General features: G+C 64.4%; 21 protein-coding genes. 8 read left to right on the top strand and 13 right to left on the bottom strand.

Annotated elements, in window-relative coordinates:
- The first annotated feature begins 162 nt into the window (after nt 1–162).
- The 3 genes from ACTNFJ_RS01385 to ACTNFJ_RS01375 all read left to right on the top strand — a co-directional run bounded on the left by ACTNFJ_RS01385 (nt 163) and on the right by ACTNFJ_RS01375 (nt 3,477).
- Nucleotides 163–891, top strand: coding sequence for a GNAT family N-acyltransferase (locus ACTNFJ_RS01385; RefSeq protein WP_435907089.1), 729 nt, complete (start codon nt 163–165; stop codon nt 889–891).
- Entirely contained in the window at nt 888–1,841 is a 954-nt protein-coding gene (locus ACTNFJ_RS01380; protein WP_435907090.1) for a ThiF family adenylyltransferase, read from the top strand. The genes ACTNFJ_RS01385 and ACTNFJ_RS01380 overlap by 4 nt, the downstream gene beginning before the upstream one ends.
- Before the next feature lie 331 nt (nt 1,842–2,172).
- Entirely contained in the window at nt 2,173–3,477 is a 1,305-nt protein-coding gene (locus ACTNFJ_RS01375) for a tail fiber protein (protein WP_435907091.1), read from the top strand.
- A 46-nt stretch (nt 3,478–3,523) separates the two neighbouring features.
- Here ACTNFJ_RS01375 and ACTNFJ_RS01370 read toward each other — a convergent pair whose 3' ends face one another.
- Nucleotides 3,524–4,909, bottom strand: a complete 1,386-nt coding sequence (locus ACTNFJ_RS01370) for an FAD-binding oxidoreductase (protein WP_435907092.1) — start codon at nt 4,907–4,909, stop codon at nt 3,524–3,526.
- Nucleotides 4,910–5,099: 190 nt separating this feature from the next.
- On the opposite strand from ACTNFJ_RS01370, the gene hemQ reads away from it, so the two are divergent.
- A complete protein-coding gene (gene hemQ, locus ACTNFJ_RS01365; protein ID WP_435907093.1) occupies nt 5,100–5,885 on the top strand; it encodes a hydrogen peroxide-dependent heme synthase in 786 nt (261 codons plus the stop codon).
- A gap of 210 nt (nt 5,886–6,095) precedes the next feature.
- Complete coding sequence (locus tag ACTNFJ_RS01360) at nt 6,096–6,455, top strand: cupin domain-containing protein (RefSeq protein ID WP_435907094.1); 360 nt, start codon at nt 6,096–6,098, stop codon at nt 6,453–6,455.
- A 190-nt stretch (nt 6,456–6,645) separates the two neighbouring features.
- Here the strand turns inward: ACTNFJ_RS01360 and ACTNFJ_RS01355 are convergent, their stop codons facing one another.
- From ACTNFJ_RS01355 to ACTNFJ_RS01330, 6 genes are all read right to left on the bottom strand, one after another.
- A complete protein-coding gene (locus ACTNFJ_RS01355) occupies nt 6,646–7,557 on the bottom strand; it encodes an ABC transporter permease (protein WP_435907095.1) in 912 nt (303 codons plus the stop codon).
- A gap of 20 nt (nt 7,558–7,577) precedes the next feature.
- Nucleotides 7,578–8,738 carry a putative B6 ABC transporter permease subunit 2 gene (locus tag ACTNFJ_RS01350; RefSeq protein ID WP_435907096.1) on the bottom strand — a complete coding sequence of 387 codons (1,161 nt, stop codon included), beginning with the start codon at nt 8,736–8,738 and terminating at the stop codon, nt 7,578–7,580.
- A complete protein-coding gene (locus ACTNFJ_RS01345) occupies nt 8,735–10,360 on the bottom strand; it encodes an ABC transporter ATP-binding protein (RefSeq protein WP_435907097.1) in 1,626 nt (541 codons plus the stop codon). Before ACTNFJ_RS01345 ends, ACTNFJ_RS01350 begins: the two co-directional genes overlap by 4 nt.
- An 8-nt stretch (nt 10,361–10,368) precedes the next feature.
- Nucleotides 10,369–11,469: a putative B6 ABC transporter substrate-binding protein gene (locus tag ACTNFJ_RS01340; protein ID WP_435907098.1), complete on the bottom strand. Its 1,101-nt coding sequence runs from the start codon at nt 11,467–11,469 to the stop codon at nt 10,369–10,371.
- Between the two features lie 150 nt (nt 11,470–11,619).
- Complete coding sequence (locus ACTNFJ_RS01335; RefSeq protein ID WP_435907099.1) at nt 11,620–12,084, bottom strand: hypothetical protein; 465 nt, start codon at nt 12,082–12,084, stop codon at nt 11,620–11,622.
- A gap of 98 nt (nt 12,085–12,182) precedes the next feature.
- A complete protein-coding gene (locus tag ACTNFJ_RS01330) occupies nt 12,183–12,677 on the bottom strand; it encodes a TOBE domain-containing protein (protein WP_435907100.1) in 495 nt (164 codons plus the stop codon).
- A gap of 21 nt (nt 12,678–12,698) precedes the next feature.
- On the opposite strand from ACTNFJ_RS01330, the gene ACTNFJ_RS01325 reads away from it, so the two are divergent.
- The gene (locus ACTNFJ_RS01325) at nt 12,699–13,358 is read left to right on the top strand and encodes a PucR family transcriptional regulator (RefSeq protein ID WP_435907101.1); all 660 of its coding nucleotides are present in this window, start codon (nt 12,699–12,701) and stop codon (nt 13,356–13,358) included.
- A gap of 114 nt (nt 13,359–13,472) precedes the next feature.
- Nucleotides 13,473–14,816, top strand: coding sequence for a flavin monoamine oxidase family protein (locus ACTNFJ_RS01320; RefSeq protein WP_435907102.1), 1,344 nt, complete (start codon nt 13,473–13,475; stop codon nt 14,814–14,816).
- Here the strand turns inward: ACTNFJ_RS01320 and ACTNFJ_RS01315 are convergent.
- From ACTNFJ_RS01315 to ACTNFJ_RS01300, 4 genes are all read right to left on the bottom strand, one after another.
- Nucleotides 14,813–16,861, bottom strand: a complete 2,049-nt coding sequence (locus ACTNFJ_RS01315) for a putative bifunctional diguanylate cyclase/phosphodiesterase (protein ID WP_435907103.1) — start codon at nt 16,859–16,861, stop codon at nt 14,813–14,815. The two genes, ACTNFJ_RS01320 and ACTNFJ_RS01315, sit on opposite strands and share 4 nt — an antisense overlap.
- Nucleotides 16,862–16,947: 86 nt before the next feature.
- Nucleotides 16,948–17,442, bottom strand: coding sequence for a VanZ family protein (locus tag ACTNFJ_RS01310; RefSeq protein ID WP_435907104.1), 495 nt, complete (start codon nt 17,440–17,442; stop codon nt 16,948–16,950).
- A gap of 73 nt (nt 17,443–17,515) precedes the next feature.
- Nucleotides 17,516–18,238 (bottom strand): endonuclease/exonuclease/phosphatase family protein, encoded by a 723-nt coding sequence (locus ACTNFJ_RS01305; protein WP_435907105.1) that lies wholly within the window; start codon nt 18,236–18,238, stop codon nt 17,516–17,518.
- Nucleotides 18,239–18,357: 119 nt separating this feature from the next.
- Entirely contained in the window at nt 18,358–18,858 is a 501-nt protein-coding gene (locus ACTNFJ_RS01300; protein WP_435907106.1) for a glutathione peroxidase, read from the bottom strand.
- 133 nt (nt 18,859–18,991) lie between these two features.
- On the opposite strand from ACTNFJ_RS01300, the gene ACTNFJ_RS01295 reads away from it, so the two are divergent.
- Nucleotides 18,992–19,687, top strand: a complete 696-nt coding sequence (locus ACTNFJ_RS01295; RefSeq protein ID WP_435907107.1) for a GntR family transcriptional regulator — start codon at nt 18,992–18,994, stop codon at nt 19,685–19,687.
- A 51-nt stretch (nt 19,688–19,738) separates the two neighbouring features.
- Here ACTNFJ_RS01295 and ACTNFJ_RS01290 read toward each other — a convergent pair whose 3' ends face one another.
- On the bottom strand, nt 19,739–19,921 hold the full coding sequence (locus ACTNFJ_RS01290; RefSeq protein ID WP_435907108.1) for a hypothetical protein: 183 nt from the start codon (nt 19,919–19,921) through the stop codon (nt 19,739–19,741).
- On the bottom strand, nt 19,914–20,786 hold the full coding sequence (locus ACTNFJ_RS01285; RefSeq protein WP_435907109.1) for an FHA domain-containing protein: 873 nt from the start codon (nt 20,784–20,786) through the stop codon (nt 19,914–19,916). Before ACTNFJ_RS01285 ends, ACTNFJ_RS01290 begins: the two co-directional genes overlap by 8 nt.

Below are 20,786 nucleotides of genomic sequence, written 5' to 3'. Positions count from 1 at the left end.
TTTCGGTATGGTTAATCGAGCATGTGGTTTCGAGGAGCGATTCACGCTCACCACCCGGGGGATTCATGAATAGAGCATGGCAACAACAGCCGGGCAACCTCCAGGGGGAATACTGCGTTGACTCACTTTGATCGCACGGTCTCCAATCACGAGGTAATTCCCGTGATCGATTCCACAATTTTTGCCGAAGATCCGACAGCCAGACTGGCTTGCGGCATGCTGGCCGTCAATGGAACCGCAATGCCCGGGCTCGAAGCGGAATATGCGGCGCACTTCCATCTCCGCAGGAAGGTCTACGTCGATCAGACCGGCCAGCTCGATGAGAGCGAGTTGCAAGACGACGGCACTGATCGCGACGCCGACGATGCTCGATCGGTCACATTCGCCGTGTTCGAGAACCACCGCACTGGGGTGCGCGTCGTAGGTGTATCCAGGCTCATCCTCCGCGGAACTGAACACCCGCTTCCGGTCGAAGAATTCTGCCCCGATTCCTTCACCCCGGGCGATCTCACTGCCCGCAGCGTAGAGGTCTCGCGCGTCATTGCCCGTCACGAGAACGCCGCCCTGCAAGATCTCGTGCAGTGGCACCTGTTTGCAATCATGCTCGCCTACATCGCGAATCACGAGCTGGAGCGCACCTTCGCGATCATTGAGCCTTGGCTTGAACGTCACCTGAACGGCGCCATCTCGATCACACGCATCGGTGAAGTACGCTACGTCGAGCACTACCTCGATTACAACGTCCCGATCGAAATCAACATCCCCGCTTCTGCCGAGCAGGTCAACTCACGTAATGGCGGATTCATCGATCGTTATCGGGCCGCGGAACCCGGAATGGCCCACTTCGGACGCGTACCCTCGGGCACCTTCAGCGAGCCGGTTTCTCGATGACCCGCACGATTTCTTCGCCGGAATTCTCCCGTAACTTCGGGTTCTGGAGCGAAGACGAGCAAAGAGCCATCTTAGCCGCCAAGGTCGCGATAGCCGGCGTCGGCGGGGACGGCTTCCAGCTTGGTCTGAAGCTCGCGCGCATGGGTGTCACCCGATTCAGCATCGCCGACCCCGAGGTCTTCGAGCCAGAGAACGTGAACCGTGTCGAAGGCGCGGCCACCTCAACGTTTGAGCGCAAAAAGGCTGAGGTATTTGTCGACCGCGTGCGCGACATCAATCCGGATGCCGAGGTCGACGTTTTCCTGAGCGGCGTCACCCCCGACAACATCGAACCGTTCATGCACGGAGCGTCGCTGGTACTCGACGAGTCAGAGCTCACAAAGCCAGAGATCGGATCGCTTATCGCGCGGCGCGCCCGCGCCCAAGACATCCCGGATCTCCTCGTGATGAACGTCGGATTCGCAGCCCAGGTCACGTCGTTCGCCCCCGATTCTCAGTGGACGTTCGAACGATTCATGGGCTTCTCACCTGAGACCCCGCTCGATGAGATCGCTGCGGCCGGCGTCGATTTCTCCCGCTGCCTCCCCTACATTCCCGCCTATACCGATCTGCGTTCACTGCAGGCCGTTCAGGGCGAGAACGGGGCGCCCCCGGAGTCGCTTCCGTCGATCTCGATCGGTGTGGATCTCGCCTCGGCCATCGGCTGCACGCAAGCGTTTCTGCACCTGACCGCAGGCGTGTCTGACCGCCGCCGCTCTCCCGTGTGGGCTCCGCGAATGGCCGTCACCGATGCGTACACGCTTCGCACACGGATCCTCCGGGCGGGCAAGGCCAGCCATGTGCGCCACCTGCTCGTGGCTGCGGCACGCCAGAAGCTTGGCCTCAATCCGCTCGCCAGCTACACGCCGGCAGAGATCGCCCGCCGCCGCTCGCTCACCGAGCGGGTCTGAGGCCCACGTCGAAGCTGCCATCGCCCCAGGCGCCGCACCGGGGCTTCCCTCGGAACCACGAAAGTCGTACGCTATCGAGATGGTTCACCATTCCGGGCTCCCTATCTGCCCCACTTGCAGATACTTCCTGATGTGGCCCCGCGACGACGTATGGCAATGCATCGAATGTGGGCACTCGCGTGCACCCACGGAGTCTGAGCGTCAGACCGAGGCCTGGCTCAGCGAACACTAGCGAACCATCCGAACACGTGCACGGGCGTTCGAGGTAACGATGTCATGCGTCGCACCGATAGGATCAGATGGACACCATCCAACTATTCGAAAGTCGCGCATGACAATTCTTCCCTCTCGACGCATTCTTGTGCTTCCCGCGCTCGCCTCCACCCTTGCACTCGGCCTCTTTGGTTGTACGCCCTCAGGCGATGGAGCTGCTGTGAGCAATCAGCTGGGGTGCGTCAATCTGAGTAGCCAAACGCTCACTCTCATTGACTCGGGTGAAACGTGCCCCACCAGCATGGTTCCGGTGGTGTGGAATACAGGTGAACCTATCGAGGTGGATCCCGCTGAACTTCAGGGTGCGGAGGGTACCGACGGAAAGGATGGCGCGGCCGGGCCTACAGGCGCGACAGGGGCGGCTGGCCCGCAGGGAGCTGCCGGAGCCACCGGACCTGCTGGGAACGACGGATCCGCTGGGACAGCCGGACCCGCAGGACCGGTAGGCCCAACAGGAGAGACCGGAGCGACCGGACCTGCTGGACCGACTGGCGCGCAGGGCGAGACCGGAGCCGACGGCGCCACCGGGCCAGCTGGCGTACAGGGCGAGACGGGGGCCGACGGCGCAACAGGCGCAACAGGGCCTGCCGGGCCACAGGGCGAAACCGGAGCAACCGGAGCAACCGGCCCAGCGGGGCCCCAAGGAGCAACTGGAGCAACTGGAGCTACCGGAGCACAAGGCGTGCAGGGCGAAACGGGCCCATCCGCGTGGACAGCTGTGAGCGCGTGGAGCGCGACCGTTCCCTACACCTCAGGACCACCCGCGTCGGTGGTCACCTACTCCGGCAGCGCGTTCGTCGCAGCCCAGCCCACCATCGGTGAAGTCCCCGGCTCGGGCTCTTCGTGGATCATGATCGCCAGCGTTGGAGCCCAGGGGCCCCAGGGCGAGCAAGGCGAACAGGGACCTGCGGGCCCGCAGGGCGCGCAGGGTCTCATTGGGCTTCAGGGCAATCCGGGCGCGGTGGGCCCCCAGGGCGAGCAAGGAGTCGCCGGCCCGGCCGGGCCGCAGGGAGAGGTCGGACCGTCTGGTCCGATGGGCCCGGCCGGGCCGCAGGGCCCCGAAGGCAACTCACTGCTCAGCAGCTACTTCGGCAATTCCTACATCGGTGGCCTCCGAGATGCCCCCGTCGACTGCACAATGGGTGAGTTCACGCTCAGTTCCAACACCATGGCACTGGGCCTGCCCGCCGATGGCCGCCTCCTCAGTATTCCGGCTAATACGGCTCTCTTTAGCCTCCTGGGTGACACTTTCGGAGGCGACGGGCAGAGCACATTTGCGCTGCCAGACCTGCGACCAGTGAGCCCGAAGAACATGGTGTGGTCAGTGTGCGACGTCGGGTACTACCCGTCCTGGCAGCAGTGATCAGTGGGCTGCGGAGCCTCCACTGGGCTCCGCACCCGAGCACGCGTTACAGCGCGCGCCCAGGCGTCAGGATGCCCCGTGGATCAAGCGCGAGCTTGATCGCGCGCTGGGCGGCGAGCGCGCCCGCGTCAAGTTGCCACGGCAACTCGTGCCGCTTCACCGCGCCGATACCGTGCTCGCCACTGATGGTGCCGCCGAGTGACAGCGCGAGTCGCGTGATGTCATCGAGCACGATCGCAGCGACGCGGTATCCCTCGGGCGTATCCGCCGCCTCGACCGTCGGGTGCAGGTTGCCATCTCCCGCGTGCGCGACCACCGACACCCGCCGCCCATGCTGTTCGGCCACGCGCTCGATGCCCGCAAACATCTCGGCGAGCCGACTCACCGGCACCCCGACATCACACGAGACTCGCAACCCCGCCGCACGCAACGCCGGGTTCGCAATGCGCCGCGCCTCGAGCAGCGACTCGTCGGCGAGGTCGGTCGCCTCCGTGGCGCCGTGCCGTGCGCAGATCTCGACCACCCGACGGGCCGCGTGATCCGCCCCCGGGCCCACGCACTGCCCGATCAGCACCGCAGCCCCGGGCACCTGGAGCCCCGACGGCTGGTACTGCTCAATCAGCTGCACGCTCTCCGCGTCGAGCAACTCGAGCACCTCGACCTGCACCGCGCTGCCCACGATCTCGGTCACCGCGTCGCCCGCCGCCCCAATCGCGTCGAAGCTCGCGCGGAACGTGCGCACCGGCCCCTCGGGCACCGACTTCAGACGCACCGTCGCCTGCGTGATCACCCCGAGCGTGCCCTCCGACCCGACAAACAGGCTGGTCAGGTCGAGCCCGACCACATTTTTCCGCGTGCGTGCTCCCGTATGGATCACGGTGCCATCCGCCAGCACCACCTCGAGCGCCGCCACCGCGTCGCGCGTCACCCCGTGCGCGATGCAGCGGAGCCCGCCGGCGTTCGTCGCGATGTTGCCCCCGACCGTCGAAGTGCGGGCGCTCGCCGGGTCTGGCGGGAAGAAGAGCCCGTGCTGCCGAGCCGCGTCGTCGAGCACCGCCGTGATCACGCCGGGCTGCACGTCGGCGAGGCGATCCGCCGGGTCGATGCTGATGATCTGGTTCATTTCGGCGAGCGAGAGGATCAGCCCGCCGTCGTACCCCGCGGCGCCCCCGGCGAGGCCTGTGCCCGCGCCCCGCACCGACACCGGCACCCCGTGCTCGTTCGCCCAGGCGAGCGTGGCCTGCACGTCTGCGGTGTCGCGTGCGGTGACGAGCGCCGCAGGGCTCCCCTCGGGCTCATAGCGGGAACTGTCGCGCGCCACGTTCGCGATCAGTGCGGGGTCGGTGGTGAGGCGTTCGCCGAGCGCCGCGCGCAGGTCGGCGAAGTCTGGGCCCGTTGTGGGGGTGCGGTGCTGCTGGTTGGCCTCGGTCATGCGCCCAGTTTATGGCGGCAGGTGACTCTAGACCCTCATGCGCTGAAGACGATCACACGCGAGGAATATTCGCGCGAGTGTCTCGATGCAGCAACATACTTTGGCAGCAGATGAAACCTGCCCGAGAGCAAGTGTGCTCGCTTAACCTCGAATACCGGAGAGCACGCTAGCGTCCGAGCATAATAGGAGAATGAATCACATAGACGCACCCTCAGTCCCCGCCAGCCCCACCGATTCGGCCCCTGCGCACGCCGCGCACGTCGCGGAGGCGGCAGCGGCCGACAGTGTCGACCTGCCCGGCGCGGGTCAACCATTCACTCTGTTCGCCGTGTTTCGGGTGAGCTCGTCGCACCCGGAGGTGTTTGATGGGCGCGACGTCGAGGGTGCCGTGCGCGAGATCGAAGACGTGATGGACGAGATCGAGGGCATGAACGTGACCCTGCGCGGATGGTATGACGTGAGCGGCATGCGCGCTGACGCCGACCTAATGGTGTGGCTGCACGGTGGGGCCGCTGAAGATCTGCAGTGGGCGTTGCGCCAGCTGCGACGCACGGCGTTACTCAAGCCACTCATCCGCGTCTGGGGTGCCGTCGGAGTGCACCGCGAAGCAGAGTTCAACCGGTCGCACGCTCCCGGGTTCGTGCGCGGCATCGAGCCGAAGCAATGGATGACCGTGTATCCGTTCGTGCGATCACTCGAGTGGTACCTGCTCGATCCCGCCGAGCGCAGCCGTATGCTCGGTGAGCACGGGCGCGCCGGAGCCGCCTTTACCGGAGTGCTGGCCAACACGGTCTCGGCCTTCGCGCTCGGCGACTACGAGTGGTTGCTGCCCATGGAGGCCGACGAGCTGACCGACCTCGTCGATATGATGCGCGCGTTGCGCGCGGTCGATGCCCGGCGGCATGCTCGGGAGGAGACGCCGTTCTACACCGGGCGCCGCATCGAACCCGTCGAAATCGTCGAGGTGCTGCAGTAGGGGTCGAGGTACTGCAGTGAGGTCTGCCCCGCTCGGCGGCTCCCGCAAGAACCCGGGCTGACGAGGGCGCAGGCTTCATCGCCTTCGAACCCTGCACGCTCGTCCACCCGAAGCGATTACCCCTTCAGCCCCTCACCTGCACCAAGAACCCCTTCAGCCCCTCACCCGCACCAAGCACCCCTTCAGTCCCTCACCTAAAAGGAGCAACACATGGCACATATCAGCCACATTTCATCAGTCACAGACGCGCAGAAGGCGATTGAGCCGCTGCAGCAGCCCATGGCGGATCCGCTCGGCGCAGAGATCGAGACGAAGACGTTCAACCTCTTCTCCACCGAGAACGGTAACCTCCATGCCGGCACGTGGGAGACCGCCACAGGGCTCTCGCGCTGGTCGTTCGACGAGGGCGGAGAAGTCATCTACGTGCTCGGCGGCAAGATGACTGTGACCCGCGATGGCGAAGAGCCACAGGAAATCGAAGCGGGCGACCTCGCAGTCTTCCCGGAGGGCTGGACGGGCACCTGGAACGTTACCGAACCCCTGTCAAAGGTCTACGTCGTTTACAAGTAGGCTTCCCGGCCCACCAGTTGCCGTGTGGGCGGCGGCGCAGGGTTCACCGGCTTTGAACCGTGCGCGGCCGTCCACCCGATGCGCGCCGGCGTGGAGTTCAGCGATCCCCCAACTCAGGTGGGCGGCGGCGCAGGGTTCACCAGCTTCGAACCCTGCGCGGCCGTCCACCTAGCACGCGATGACGAGCGGCTCAGCGCGCCCCGCGCACGTAGGGCGTAGCGAGCGCGGGCGGTAGCGCCGACGACCGCGGGAACAGCGTCAACACCACCATCACCACCACGAACGGCAACATGGTGATGACGTCGTTGGGCAGATCCACTGTGGTCAGCTGCAGCACCGTACCCAGCGCCACGAGCAGCCCGTAAACGACCGCGATCGCGAGCACCCACGGCAAACGACCCCGCCCCAGCATCGCCACGACAATCACCAGGAATCCAAGCCCGTGCGTCATGCCTGGCGTGAAGGTACCCGCAGAGATCAGCGCCAAATATGCGCCGCCGAGCCCTGCGAGAGCACCACCGAAGAGCACCGCCGCAGCGCGCGTCAGCGTGACGTTCCCGCCCGCCGCGTCAAGCGCCGCCGGCATCTGGCCCGCCGCACGCAGTCGCAGCCCTCCGGTCGTTCGCGTGATCCACACCCACGTCAGCATGAAGAGCAGCAGCGAGATGACGAAGATGCCGGGCTGCGAAAACAGGCTCTCCCCCAGCACGGGGATGTCGCTGAGAAGAGGGATCCGCCACGACTCTGCGAGCCCCAGCCGCGGCTTCGAATCCCCGTAATTAAAATCGTACAACACGCTGGTGAGGCCGGTTCCGGCGAGCGTGATACCCAGACCCACAACGATCTGGTTCAGCCCCAGCAATACCGACAGCAGCAGCATGATCACCGAAAGCGCGGCGCCCGCGAGGGCCCCGACGAGGAAGCCCAGCCAGAAGCTTCCGGTCGCCAGGGTCGCGACGAAGCCGAAGTAGCCGCCGACCAGCAGCAGCCCCTCGACACCGAGGTTCAGCACCCCCGACTGCTCACCGACGGTCTCGCCGACCGCCGCGAGCAGCAACGGCATCGCGCTCGCGAGCGCCGCAAGCACAAATGCAGTGAGCATGGCTTCAGAAAACAGGTGGATCACGATGCGCCGCCCACCCGCGTCGCCCGCGAGAAGAGACCCGCCGGGAGGTAGCTCTTGCCGAGGTCGCGACGCGTGCCGACGAGTTCAATGAGCGTCATGAAGAAGAGGATCAGCGCCACGATGATGAGTAGAAAGTCGACCGAGAGGCCGACCCGCTGAGCGGCGATCGTGCCGCCCGTTGCCAGCACTGCGTAGAAAGCGACGAGCGGGATCGACCCGAGCGGGCTGAGCCGAGCGAGAAACACGAACGGCAGGATCTTGTCTCCGTAGGTGGGATTGAATCCGGTGCGCATGTAGCCCCAGAGGCCCAGCATGTCGAGTGCGCCAGCGAGCGCGATCAGGCCCGAGGAGAGCAGAAACACCACCACGATCAGGCGCTTCACGTTGATGCCTGCGTGCATCGCGGCCTTCGGGCTCGCGCCGAGTACGTCGATCTTCAGGCCAAAGGCCGAACGCGTCAGGATCACGTGAAACACGAGCACGATGACGAGCGCGATGACGAAGCCGACGTGAATGCGGGTGCCCGGAATAAACGGTAGCATCAGCCCGAGATCGAGCACCCGCGTTTGCGGCACCGTGACCCCGGGGTCTTGGAACGGGCCCTTCACGAGCAGGTTCGCGGCCCCGATCGCGATGAACGACATCATGAGGCTCGTCACAATCTCGTTCGTGCCGTACTTCGCTTTCAGAATCGCGGGGAGGAAGCCGAGCGCCGCGCCGACAGCGAGCGCCATCACACACAGCAGCAGCACGCCGGGCAGAAACGGCAGCGCCTGCATGACGGCCGGCGCCGCGCCCGCCACCACCGCGGCCGCAAGAAGGTAGGTACCGCTGAAGCTGAGGTTCCAAAGCTGAGCGCGGAAAGCGACGATCAGGCCGAGCGCGATGAGCAGCAGCGGAGCCATGAGCGTGAGCGACTTCTGCCAACCGGTAGCTCCCAGGCCGAGAGCGAGAACGTCGCCATAGAACTGCACCGGGTTGACCCCCATCGCCCAGATGATGCCGCCCGCTGCCACGAGAGCTAGCACGATGGGGGCGAGCGTGCGGATCAGCACCTGCAAGCCCGAGTACAGCTGACGACTCAGGCGGCTATGCGATTCGGCGGCCTGCTTACCGGCGGCCTGCAGGGGCGGCTGGTTCACTGGCGAACTCTTCATCGGCGCTCCGCCCGATGCCCGACCATGAGCTCCCCCACGCGCTCGGCCACGCGATCCCCGCCGCACGATACCTCGCCGACGAGCTGCCCGCCCGACATCACGACGATCCGATCCGCGAGCGATACCAACTCGTCGAGGTCAGTGGAGATGACGAGCGCGGCTCCCCCGCCGCCGGCAAACTCCCGAATGGAGTCCCACACCTTCTGCACGGTCTTCAGGTCGAGCCCGGCGGTGGGCTTGTGGAAGACAACCGCGCGCGGCGCATGAGAGAGCTCGCGCGCGAGGAGAATCTTCTGAATGTTGCCGCCAGAGAGCGTCCCCGCCCGAGTCTCCGCAGAGGGGGTGCGAATGTCGTACTCGACGATCCTCGCGTCGGCCTCGTCGTGCACCGCGGCAGCGTTCATTCGCCCCCAGCTCCAAAACGGACGCTCCCCAATCTTCTTCAGCACCAGATTGAGCGCCACGCTGAGCGAGCCGACGATGCCCTCGTTCAGCCGATCGTCGGTGACGTAACGCACCCCCAGGCGCTGTCGTTCCTTCACCGAGAGCCGCGTAATGTCACGCGAGTCCAGCGCGATGCTTCCCGAAATGAGCGTGATCTGCCCCGCGATCGCCTCTGCGAGATGCGCCTGGCCGTGTCCGTCGATCCCTGCGACGCCCACGATCTCTCCCTGGTGGATCGCGACGCTCACGTCGACCAACGGTGTCTCGCCCGAGCGCGCCCGGGTGGTGAGGCTGCGCAGTTTCAGCGTCACCGGGCCGGCGGCGCGCTCCGGTTGCCACGTGGCCGAAATTGTCTTGGCCGGTGCCGGGCCTGCCGGATCCGCACCAAACATGCCCGCGAGGATCCGCGCCTGCAACTGGGCCGGAGTCAACGCCCGCATCTCGCCCGGCGCAATCCGACCGGAGACCCTCCCAGCGCGCAGCACCGTGACCGCATCACCCACCGCGAGCGCCTCGTGCAGCTTGTGCGTGACAAAGACCACCGCAAGACCCTGCGCCTTCAACCGGGTCAGGCTCGCGAACAGGTGCTCGACCGCCAGCGGCGTCAGCATCGAGGTGGGCTCGTCAAGAATGAGCACCCGCGAGCCGTGCCACATCGCGCGCGCTATCTCGACCTGCTGCTGCTGTCCAAGGCCCAGATCACCCGCGCGCATGTCGGGGTCGATCTTGGCGCCCAGCAGATCTGCGAGCTCGGCGAGGCGGGCCCGAGCGCCAGAGCGGTCGAGCCAGAAAGGTTGTGTGTCTCGCGCACCGCCGACTCTTCCGCCGACGCTGCTATTGCTACTGCTACTGCCACTGCCACTGCCACTGCCACTGCCACTGAGCATGAGATTCTCGAGCACGGTCATCGAGGGAATCAGCGAGGAGTGCTGGTACACGACCCCAATGCCATGTCCCAACGAGACCGCGGGCGAGGCGAGCGCCGTGGGGCGCCCGTCAACCTCGATCGTGCCCGAGTCGGGCTGCTGCAGCCCGGCCAGCATGCTAATGAGGGTCGACTTTCCCGCCCCGTTCTCGCCGAGTAGACAGTGCACCTCGCCGGGCGCAATGTCGAACGAAATTGAGTCGCAGGCAATGATCCCCGGAAACGACTTCGTGATCTCGATGAGTCGAATCATCGACCCGTCTACCGCCCTTTGGCGTCGATGATCGCCTGCACAGCGGCCAGATCGGTGGCACGTGTGACCTGCACGCTGCCATCGATGATGCCCGCGGTCGCCGCGTCGACGGCATCCGCCACCTCGCCCGTGAGCGCGGGGCTGTCTTGCAGCGAGAGGCCCCCGTTGGCGACTGTCAGCTCGTAGGTGCGCGTGCCGAACGTGCCCGCCTCGACATCCTGAATTGCCGCCACATAGGCGTCCGTGAAATTCCAGATCACCGACGTGAGCACCATGTCCGGGTCTTCTACGATCTCTGTGACATCACCAATGGTCGCGATATAGCGGATCGGGTATGGAGTGCCGGCGGTCTCGATGGCCTGCAGGTATCCGATGGTCGCGCCGTCGCCCATGCCGAAGATCACGTCGGCTCCGGCCGCGATCACCTGGCTAGTTACGGCCCGGCCGCCGGCCGAGTCACCGTACGCCGCGGGCCCCACGTAGGCGATAACGACGTTGATCGTGGGATCCACACTATAGACACCCTGCGCGAAGCCGCCGGCCATCAAGAACCAGTTCAGATCTTCGGCCGAGGCGACGATGCCGACCGTGTTCGTCTCGGTCGACTGGGCCGCCGCGACCCCCGCGAGGTACGCACCCTCCTGACCCTGGGTGATGACCGTGGCGACCTTGCCGGGCTCGTTCTTGTCGAAGTCAACCACCAGGGTGGGCACCCCGGTTTGCAGCCCGACGCGGTGACCTGCGGCGTTGAACCCGCTGGCGTGGGCGATGATGAGGTCGTTCCCAGCTTCGGCGACCTGGGTAAGGACCGTCTCGGTGTTGTCGTACCCGACGTTCGAATTGTCGTCGAGGGTGATGCCCAATTCGTCTGCGGCCGCCTGCGCGGCCCAGATGCCCTGCTGATTCCAACCGTAATCCGACTCCTTCTCGGGGGTCACGATGGCGAATTGGTTGACCTTCGTGCCTGCTGAGGTTGAGTCGCCACCTGCGCCTGCCGCTCCAGATCCGTCGTCTCGACCCGAGCATCCCACGGTCAGGAGAAGCGCCGCGCCGACCGCGAGTGCGGCCCCGACACGTAGCCCGCTTTTCATGGTGTGTGCCAGGCTCATGCGTGTTCCTCCAGGTGTGGCCGCAGCAGTTGCGTGTTGGGCGGGGATCGGAGCTCAGCCTCAGAAAGACCGGTCTGAATCACGCCCGCCTGCGCGGGTGTCTCGGTACGTACCCTTAAGCATGCCACTGACACGGAAGCACCGTGACAATTACGACGCTCGGTAACCCGCCTGATCTTCATATCGAGGCATCTCGCTGTAGTAGGCCCAGCGAGTGCAGTATTCCGTCACCGGGTCTTCCGTCACGTTTCCGATGCAGATCATGTCGCGGTACCGCTTCGCCTCGGCCTCCTCAAAGTGCACTCTGCACAGCACGCGGAACGTCTCATCGTCGATCATGTTCTCCGACGGCTTCCAGCACTCGGTCGCGGTGACCGTACGTTCACCTGCGCCCGGCGCGCCCGCGGAGCTCGCCTCGCTGGCCGAGTCGACCGAGTCTTCGATGTCCGAGTCGCGCGGGGCGATCTCGGCGAGCTGCGCGATGACGCGGGCATCTTGCCCCTCTGCCACGGCACCCGCCGCCTCGGCACCCCCCGCGCAGCCCGCTAATCCGAGGAGCCCCAGGAACGCGAGGAGCGCGAACGCTGCAGTTACCGTGGGTACCTCGCGAGACACCGTCCGCAGCGAGCGCGCTGACCCCGCTCTCCCCATGAGTTCCTAACTTCAAAATTTGCGAGCAACAGCCGACAACCAGCAGCCGGCAGCCGGCACGACTACGTTGCTGACTCCCCTGCTTCGCCAGTATCGACGAGTAGCACACCCGACTCTACGCCCCAGGTCATGACCGCGTCCTCGCCCAGCCCGAACGCCCGAGCCTCGTTGCTCAAACGCACCGTGCCCGGCGCACCGTCGGGCAACCGCACCGTGTACCGACGCGACGACCCCAGGTAGGTGACATCGAGCACCGTGACCGGAATCGAATTCCGATCCCCCGTTACCTGTGTACCCGCTGGCTCGAGTCGGAGGTTTTCAGGGCGGATCAGGATCGCCAGATCCGCCTCGTCGCGCACGCCGTCCGCCTCGATCCGGTGGCCGGCCACATCGACCGCAGTGCGCCCGGCCCCTGAGGCCACACCCTTCCCTACCAGGACCGTTGATTCTCCCAGGAACCGCCCCACGAACAGTGTCTGCGGAGTCTCGTAGAGTTCCTCAGCAGAGCCAACCTGTTCGATCCTGCCGTTGTTGAAGACAGCGATGCGATCAGACATCGACAGCGCTTCTTCCTGGTCGTGCGTGACGTAGACGAATGTCGACCCCACCTCACGGTGGATCCGCTTGATCTCCGCCTGCAACCACTCACGCAGCTTCTTGTCGAGCGCGCACAGGCACTGTTTTCCTCCGAGCACATCCCCGCGATCGCGACGATCAAAGACGCGCACCTGTTGCTGCTCACCGGTGCAGACGCGGCAGCGGATCAAGCCCTCATCGGCCTCTCCGAAGCCGTCGGCAGGGTGGGGGTAAGCGCAGGCTTTAGCGAGTTGGAAGGGCTCGCCGGCGCTGCCCGGCAAGCACAAATTGCGCTTTCAAGAACGACGCAATCGGGCGAGGCTGAAGTCGTGCGGTTTGACACGGGAACGGCCCCGTCGCTGTTTCTGCCGAGCGAAACGAGCCAGTTGCGCGCACTCGCCGAACAGGTTCTGGGCACGCTTCAGGCTTACGACCAACACCGGGGGACGCCGCTGGTGCACACCCTGCAGGTCTTTCTCGAGGAAAACCGAAGTTGGGTGCGCGCGGCCGAGCGGCTCTTCATTCACCGGCAGACACTGGTCGCGCGCATCGCTCGCATCGAGTCGATTACCGGTCGTGATCTCAACTCAATGGAGGATGCGGCAGAGTGCTGGCTCGCGGTGCGCGCGGCGGTGGAGTGCGGGGAGCTACCCGCAAGCTGAGGCCATTCCCATACAAACGTATGAGGCGATCCACCAATTTCAACACCGTGAGCATGCTCACCCCGACAGCAGAGCTCTAGCCTGAGCAGACCCCCAGACCTCGTGAGGAACCCCATGGACACTGTTGCCCAACCTGTTGATGTCATCGTCATTGGTGCCGGATTCGCGGGCCTTGTGGCTGCGCGCGAACTGGGCGCCGCAGGCTATCGCGTGCTCGTGCTCGAAGCACGCGACCGGGTGGGGGGCCGCACCTGGACCGAGCGTCGGCTCGGCCACGAGCTCGAGCTCGGGGGCACCTGGGTGCATTGGGTACAGCCCCATACGTGGGCCGAGATGACCCGCTATCAGCGCGAGATCGTGCGCAGCCCCGCCGCCGAAGAGATGTACTGGCTGGGCGCCGGCGGCGAGCGCCGGCAGGGCTCAGTCGCGGACTTCATGACCCTGATCGATGAGGGGCAGCAACTGGTGGTCGACGATGTGCGCACCGTGATGCCGCGCGGGACCGATCCGCTCGGCGGCCCGATTGCGGAGCTCGACGATCTCAGCCTGCAAGACCGCTTCGATTCGCTCGCACTCGATGAGGAGTCGCGTCACGCCAACGAGTCGGTGTGGGTGGGACACGTCAATGCGCGCCTCGACCAGGTGGGCCTTTCAAGCGCCCTCAGATGGGTCGCGGCGACCGGCGGGCACTGGCAGCTCATGCACGAGGCCTCCTCAACCTACCGGGTAGTCGGAGGCATGTCGGCGTGGACCTCTGCGATCGCTGAGGATGTGCGGGGCGACATCCGCTTGAATACCGGGGTGGTATCGGTGACGCAAGAGGAGGATGAGGTGGTCGTCACCACTGCGACGGGCGAGCACATTCGCGCCCGTCGGCTCATAAGCACGCTTCCGATAAACGCAGTGTCTGGTATCGAGTGGGAGCCCGCACTCCCCGAGGCGTGGCTGCGCGCGAACTCAGACACTGTCGCGTCGCAGGGCACCAAAGTGTGGATCAAGGTGCGCGGTCACGTACCCCGCTTCGCGGCCTACGGCACGCAACACCATCCCATTTCGGTGCTGAAAAGCGAGTACCGCGGCACCGACACCGACACCGACACCGACACCGACGGCACCGTACACACGATCCTGGTGGGCTTTGGCCCTGATCACACCCAACTCGACGTCACCAACGTGGGTGAGGTGCAGCGCGCCGTTGACGCGGTGCGGCCGGGGTTGCAGGTCCTCGAAGTGACCGCGCACGACTGGATGAAAGATCCTCTCTCGCGCACCACCTGGATGACCCACCGACCGGGCGCCCTCACCCGCGACCTCGCCGAACTGCAACAGCCCGCAGGGCTCGTGCACTTCGCGACGACCGACAATGCAGATCTCTGGGGCGGCTTCATCGATGGGGCGATCGAAAGCGGGCTGCGCGAGGCACACCGAGTGAAGGCCGCGCTGAGCAGCGACGGTTAACGCTCTGCGATCCACCGCTCGAACTGTGCCGCAGTCAACGGTCCGCTGAAATAGAAGCCCTGGGCAAATTCGGACTCGTGCGCGCGTAAGAATTCGATGTGCGCCTCAGTCTCGGCCCCCTCGGCGACGGTCTGCAGCCCCAGGTTGTGCGCCAGCGTGATGATGGTCGCGATCAGATCGCGATCAGCCTGACTTGTCTCCATTTCCTCAAGAAAGGTGCGATCGATCTTCATATAATCAATCGGATAGTTCTTGAGGTACTGCAGCGAGCTGTAGCCGGTGCCAAAGTCGTCTATCGCAACCTCGACCCCGATCTTCTTCAGCTCGATCAGCTGCGTCACCACAAGATCGGCGTTCGAAGCGATCGACTCGGTGATTTCGAGCACGAGCTGCGTGGGATCCACCGCGTATTTTTCGAGGGTTCGCCGCAGCGTCACGAGAAAATCGTCATGGTAGAACTGGTGGATCGAGACGTTCACCGAGACCTTCAGCCGTCCGAGCCCACGCTCACGCCAGTCGGCCAGCTGTGCACATGCCGTATCGAGCACCCAGGTTCCGAGCTCGACGATGATGCCGCTCTCTTCGGCGATCGGGATGAAGTCCTCGGGAGTGATGGGGCCAAGCCGGGGGCTGTCCCATCGCAGCAGGGCCTCGATCCCGTGCAGCGCACCCGTCTTGAGGTTGACCTGCGGCTGATATCTCACCGACATCTCGCCCGCGCGCAGCGCACCGCGCAGCTCGATCTCGAGCTGCAGCAACTGTTCTTCGCCCTCGCGAGCGATGGCGCGGTACACGGCGTGCGTGTTGCGGCCGTGCTGCTTCGCAAAATACATCGCGTTGTCGGCTTTCCTGAAAATGGTGTCGATCAGGTCACCGTCTTCGGGGAACGTCGCGATGCCGATGCTTGCGGATGCGACCACCTCGTGGTCTTTGATCACGAACGACTCTTCGAAAAGTTCTTGGAGCTGCTCGGCAAAACGCATCACCTCTGATTCTTCGGCAGACTGCAGCACCGCGACCATTTCGTCGCCACCGTAGCGAAAGAGCCTCGCGTTTTGTGGAATGCGAGCGGCAAGACGCTTTGTCACCGACTTCAGCAGGAGGTCACCGGTCTCGTGACCCCAGCTGTCGTTGACCGATTTGAAACGGTCGAGATCCAACATATACAGCGCGAAGGGCAGGTGCGCGGCCATGAGCTCCGCGAGATGGCGATTCATCGAGCGCTGATTCGGGAGGCCGGTGAGGTAGTCGTGATACGCCATGTCGTTAAGCGCGGCTTCAAGCTGCTTCCGCTTCGTGATGTCTTTGCCGACGCAGTGGATGCCCTGCATTTCACCGTCGACCATGATGGGGATCACGGTGATATGCAGGTCAACGACCTCGCCGGCGCGATTAAACATCGCCGTCTCGTACTGCACCGGATCGCCTTGCTTCACACTCATAAACTGCTCGATCGTGTACTCGCGCATCGCGGGGACGATGTAGGGCAGGAATGGCTGACCGATGAGTTCGTCGGCGTCATACCCCATCATCACCTCAGTGGCGTGGTTGATCGCGACGAAACGCCCCTCGGTGTCGTAGGTGAGCACCGCGTCGACATTGTCGTCGAAGAGAGCACGGTAACGCTGCTCGCTCGCCAAAAGTTGCCGCTCGACGTCCTTTCGCCGACTAATGTCGCGCGCCACGCCAAATGCCCCGACGAGCTCGCCCCCCTCCTGCACCGGAATTGCGAGGATCTCGAACTCGATCGGCACGCCGTCGACATCTATGAGGCGGGTTTCGAATCGTTGGACCTCGCCGCTCAGCACGCTCGCGAACCGCTGCTCGACAAGCTCACGATCCTGTTCATACACCAGGTCGAGATAAGACATCTGCTGGAGCTGTTCGGCAGTGAAGCGTAAAATCGGCCCCGCAGCTGAACTGATCTCAAAGACCTGGCCGGACGTGTCTATGAAGTAATTGAGGTCGGGGCTGTGCGCGAAAAGCGCCTCAAAACGGCCGCGCAGGTACGCAAGCTCGACTTCGAGTTGCTTCTTCTTTACCATCGGGAACCGTTCGGTTGGCGGCGTGCGGGCACTCACCTGAGTTTATTGGAGGAATTACCCCGCGCGCGCCGCCACGGCTGTGAGGTTCAGCGTGTGTGAGCCTGGCGTGATCCACTGACGAAGCCTCGGCGCAGTGCGATCAGTAACAGCACACCTAGCGCCGTACCCATCGTGTTGGCCAGCACGTCAGCGGGGGAGCTCACTCGGCCGGGTATGACCTGCTGTGCCAGCTCGATCAGCACAGAGGTCGCCGCCCCGACACACACTGTGCCGAAAAGCGTCGCCGGTGCAATGCCTCGAATTCCACTGCCCGGGGAACTCGCGAAGGCAATCGGCACAAGCAGTCCGAGGGGTACGAACAACGCGATGTTCGCGCCGAACTCAAGGGTCGCGAAGGCGAGTTGATAGGAAATGCCCGCGCGGGTCGCAATCCCAGCAAGAGTCTCGACGAGGCCGAGCACTCGGTGGCCTTCGGACGGGAGGAGCACGATGAGCGCGAGCACGACACCAAACGCCGCGAGGAGCGCACGGGCGATCCAGGTTATGGCGCTGAAACGGGCCGCAGTGCTGGTGGTCGTCACTCGCACAAGTATGCCGTGTTGCTCGCGTCCGGCCTGGCGTGACTCGCGACTCAAGACCGATCTTGCGGAGCGCCTAAACGGCCGACAGGTCTACTGCGCCCCGGTCGATGAGTTGCTGCTGCGTCTCGATGTCGAGGGCGGCGTGTACCAGGATTGGCAAATGGTCACTCGTGCCGCGATCGAGCGTGCGCACGCTCTGGATGCTCATACCTGACGAGGTGGCGAAGTCGAAGTGCCCGCGAAACATCTTGTACCGCGTATAGGTGCGCTTATCGCTGAGGGTCAGGTCATATCCCGCCTCGCGCATATTGCGATCGAGCCGACTCTGAAACACCGGATAGTTGTAGTCACCGACCATCAAAGCGGGCAGTCCCGGCCCGAGTACCCGCAACTCGGCGAGCGCCGCGTGAATCTGATGCCGCCGCAGCGAGTTGAGCGCCGTCAGCGGGGCCGCGTGGAACGATGCGGCGACAATATCGCGCCCCGTCTCGCGGTCGTGCAAGCGCGCCCCCAGCAGACGCTCGTGCGCCGGGGCAAGCACCCGGTCGTGCAACGACTCCTTCAGGCGAAACGTGTGCGCCGCCCGCACAGCGTAACGCTCCTCCCGCACATACATGGCGAGACCGAGACGGTTATTCTCGGTGGCATGCACGAGACGCATATGCCCAAGATGCGCGGGGAGCGCGATCGAATCCGCCTCTTGCAGGCAAAGAATATCGACTTCGTGCTGATCGGCCAGTTCACCGATCTCTCCCACCGCGCGGTTTTTCCTCAGGTTGTAACTGACGGTTTTCACGCCCCACCTTTCGAACTCGGGGCGTGCTCTGCGCCCCTCTTCCAAGACTACGCCCGCGGTCTGTGGCGCTGGTGAGCGTTCAACAAGCTTTCACCCGATGCATAGCTTTCGCGTGACCTTTACCCGATGGCCCGCTTGATCGCCTCGCGCATCGACTCGTGCTGGGGTTCCGTGGTGGAACGGAACCTCACGATGGTCGGCTCGGAACCATCCGCCGGGTCAGCGCTCACCACAAACTTCTCGAAGTTCCAGGCAACTGGACCGCCCACGCCCATCGGATCCTTGCCATGCTTGAGTTCTTTGAAGAGCGGGGCTGCGTTCTTTCCGTTCACCTTTGCCTTCTCGAGAAGCGGAAAGGTTACCCCGTAGTTGACCTGACAGAACTCACCGATTTCCTCGGCGGTGCCCGGCTCCTGCTTCATAAACTGGTTGCACGGCAAGCCAATCACGGTGAGGCCTTGCGGGCCGAACTCCTGATGCAGTTCTTCCAACCCGCCGTACTGCGGAGTGAACCCGCACTTTGAGGCCACGTTCACCACCAGCGCCGCACCCGGAGCAATGTCGCCAAAACGACGCACGCTGCCGTCGGGCATGGTGACTTCAATATCTCGGATCGACATGGAATGCTCCTTCAGTTATGAACCATCGACTATAGGTCCGCGTATCAATAAGCTAGCCTAGCTAGCTAAAACCGCAATCATTCTGTGTAGAGAACCACTGTGTTAAGTCCCCGCGAAGCTTGGAGGAGCACCCATGACCCCCACCGAGGCTCGCCCCGAGACTCCGGCATCGTTTCCGCTCATCGAAGAGAAGCGTGCGCTGAACCTGCGTGAAACTGTGCTCGGCAAACTGCGCACCGCGATTGTCACCGGCGAAATCGCCGAGGGTTCACTCGTGTCGGCGCCCACTCTCGGGCAGGCCCTCGGGGTGTCTGCGACCCCTGTTCGCGAAGCAATGATGGACCTCGCTCGCGAGGGCCTCGTCGAGACGGTGAAAAACAAAGGCTTTCGGATCACGGCCATGAGCGAGAAAGAACTCGACGATCTCGCCCAAATCCGCCTGCTCATCGAACCGCCCACCATGCACATGGTGGTGGGCAACATTCCACATGCCGCATTTTCGGCGCTGTTGCACCTTGCGGATGTTTGCACAAACGCCGCCGAACGCAAGGATCTCGAGGAGTATCTTCGCAGCGACCGAGAGTTTCACGCCTTGCTGCTCTCATTTTCGGGCAATGACCAACTCGTTGAACTTGCGACTTCACTGCGCCTTCGCACCCGCATGTACGGCCTTCTCGCCCTCGCCCGTGAGGGGCGGCTTGCCGACTCTTCCCGAGAGCACCACCAGCTCGTTCACCTCCTGCAGCGGGGAGACGCAGCCGCTGCGGAGAGACTCTTGGCCCAGCACATTAGCCACGCGCGTGATCTCTGGGCATCGAGCGAACGGTGACGGAGACATCCGCTGCAACGCTCAGTTTGAGCCCTTGAGCGGGTAGACCAGTTATCCCCAGGCGAGCAGCGCGATCCACCACAGACCGAGCGCGCACGCCAGCAGGGTCGCACCGAAACCCCACCGTGTCAGTCGAGCGGTACGCCTGGAACGACGAATCATCGAGGGCAGCGCGCTGCGCTCTGCGCTTGAAGAACGCGTCGTCGAATCACCCGAATCGATCATGTCAGTCACGTTCAGCGGCGTCACGGATCTCAATTTCGAGGGTACCCAGCAAGATGCGGGGCGTCGCGATGACCGGCTGCCTCGGATCGAGTTCTTGCTCGCGGCCGTCGTCGTGCAGCAGCACGACGCCGTTGGTGGAGTCGAGATCTTCCACCACCCAGCCCTCGCCGTCATGACTGAGCCGAGCGTGCGTCTTGGAGAGCGTGCGCGTGGGATCTGGGATGACGACCGCGTGCACGCCCGGAACACTCTCGGGTCTGCGCCCGACCACGTTATCGCGGTGCAACGGCAACTCTTCTCCGTCGGGAAGTACCAGGTGCCCGGCGACGCGAGACTCGCGGCGAACGACCGTCGTGCGGTCAAGGTCTTCGGTGAAATCACTGGCCTCAGTGATGGAGGCGGCACCTGCAGGTTCCGGAGTGACCCGAGGAACCGACCGCACTGCCGGCGGGGCCGCAGTCGCGGGCAGCGGCTCAACTTCAGGAAGCTCGAAAGGTTCGTGCTCGCTGATCGCTGCGGTCCACGAAAAAGGTTCTGCCGAGACCGGTTGCCCGAGAGGTACCCCTGGGGGCGCCTGGAACGGTTCGGCCGCGAGGCGCTCGTAGTCGAAATCGATGCCGCTGAGCGGCGTCACCCGCACAGTGTCATTCGGCTCCGACTGCGTCAGGCCAGGCTCGAAAGGCGCGGCGGCGCCCCCCGCGGCCCGCACACCCCGATCCGAGTCAAATCCCACGCCGAGCCCCCGGAGCTGGGCCTCGTGCTCGCGCCTCGCCCGAGATGCGCGCACCCACCACACACCCAGTCCGACTGCCACAACGATGATCACGACGGCGATCGCGATTGCTACCCACACGAAGGCATTCATGTTCACCAT

This window comes from Leucobacter shiyiweii, assembly GCF_052446065.1.
GTDB lineage: Bacteria > Actinomycetota > Actinomycetes > Actinomycetales > Microbacteriaceae > Leucobacter.
This window is presented reverse-complemented; position numbering and strand designations above follow the sequence as displayed.

Coding starts and splice junctions, on each gene's coding strand:
- ACTNFJ_RS01345 (WP_435907097.1), bottom strand. CDS start 10,360: ATGATTCGACTCATCGAGATCACGAAGTCGTTTCCGGGGATCATTGCC.
- ACTNFJ_RS01320 (WP_435907102.1), top strand. CDS start 13,473: ATGGACACTGTTGCCCAACCTGTTGATGTCATCGTCATTGGTGCCGGA.
- ACTNFJ_RS01300 (WP_435907106.1), bottom strand. CDS start 18,858: ATGTCGATCCGAGATATTGAAGTCACCATGCCCGACGGCAGCGTGCGT.
- ACTNFJ_RS01380 (WP_435907090.1), top strand. CDS start 888: ATGACCCGCACGATTTCTTCGCCGGAATTCTCCCGTAACTTCGGGTTC.
- ACTNFJ_RS01360 (WP_435907094.1), top strand. CDS start 6,096: ATGGCACATATCAGCCACATTTCATCAGTCACAGACGCGCAGAAGGCG.
- ACTNFJ_RS01315 (WP_435907103.1), bottom strand. CDS start 16,861: ATGGTAAAGAAGAAGCAACTCGAAGTCGAGCTTGCGTACCTGCGCGGC.
- ACTNFJ_RS01330 (WP_435907100.1), bottom strand. CDS start 12,677: ATGTCTGATCGCATCGCTGTCTTCAACAACGGCAGGATCGAACAGGTT.
- ACTNFJ_RS01355 (WP_435907095.1), bottom strand. CDS start 7,557: ATGCTCACTGCATTTGTGCTTGCGGCGCTCGCGAGCGCGATGCCGTTG.
- ACTNFJ_RS01295 (WP_435907107.1), top strand. CDS start 18,992: ATGACCCCCACCGAGGCTCGCCCCGAGACTCCGGCATCGTTTCCGCTC.
- hemQ (WP_435907093.1), top strand. CDS start 5,100: ATGAATCACATAGACGCACCCTCAGTCCCCGCCAGCCCCACCGATTCG.
- ACTNFJ_RS01285 (WP_435907109.1), bottom strand. CDS start 20,786: ATGGTGAACATGAATGCCTTCGTGTGGGTAGCAATCGCGATCGCCGTC.
- ACTNFJ_RS01340 (WP_435907098.1), bottom strand. CDS start 11,469: ATGAGCCTGGCACACACCATGAAAAGCGGGCTACGTGTCGGGGCCGCA.
- ACTNFJ_RS01370 (WP_435907092.1), bottom strand. CDS start 4,909: ATGACCGAGGCCAACCAGCAGCACCGCACCCCCACAACGGGCCCAGAC.
- ACTNFJ_RS01350 (WP_435907096.1), bottom strand. CDS start 8,738: ATGAAGAGTTCGCCAGTGAACCAGCCGCCCCTGCAGGCCGCCGGTAAG.
- ACTNFJ_RS01375 (WP_435907091.1), top strand. CDS start 2,173: ATGACAATTCTTCCCTCTCGACGCATTCTTGTGCTTCCCGCGCTCGCC.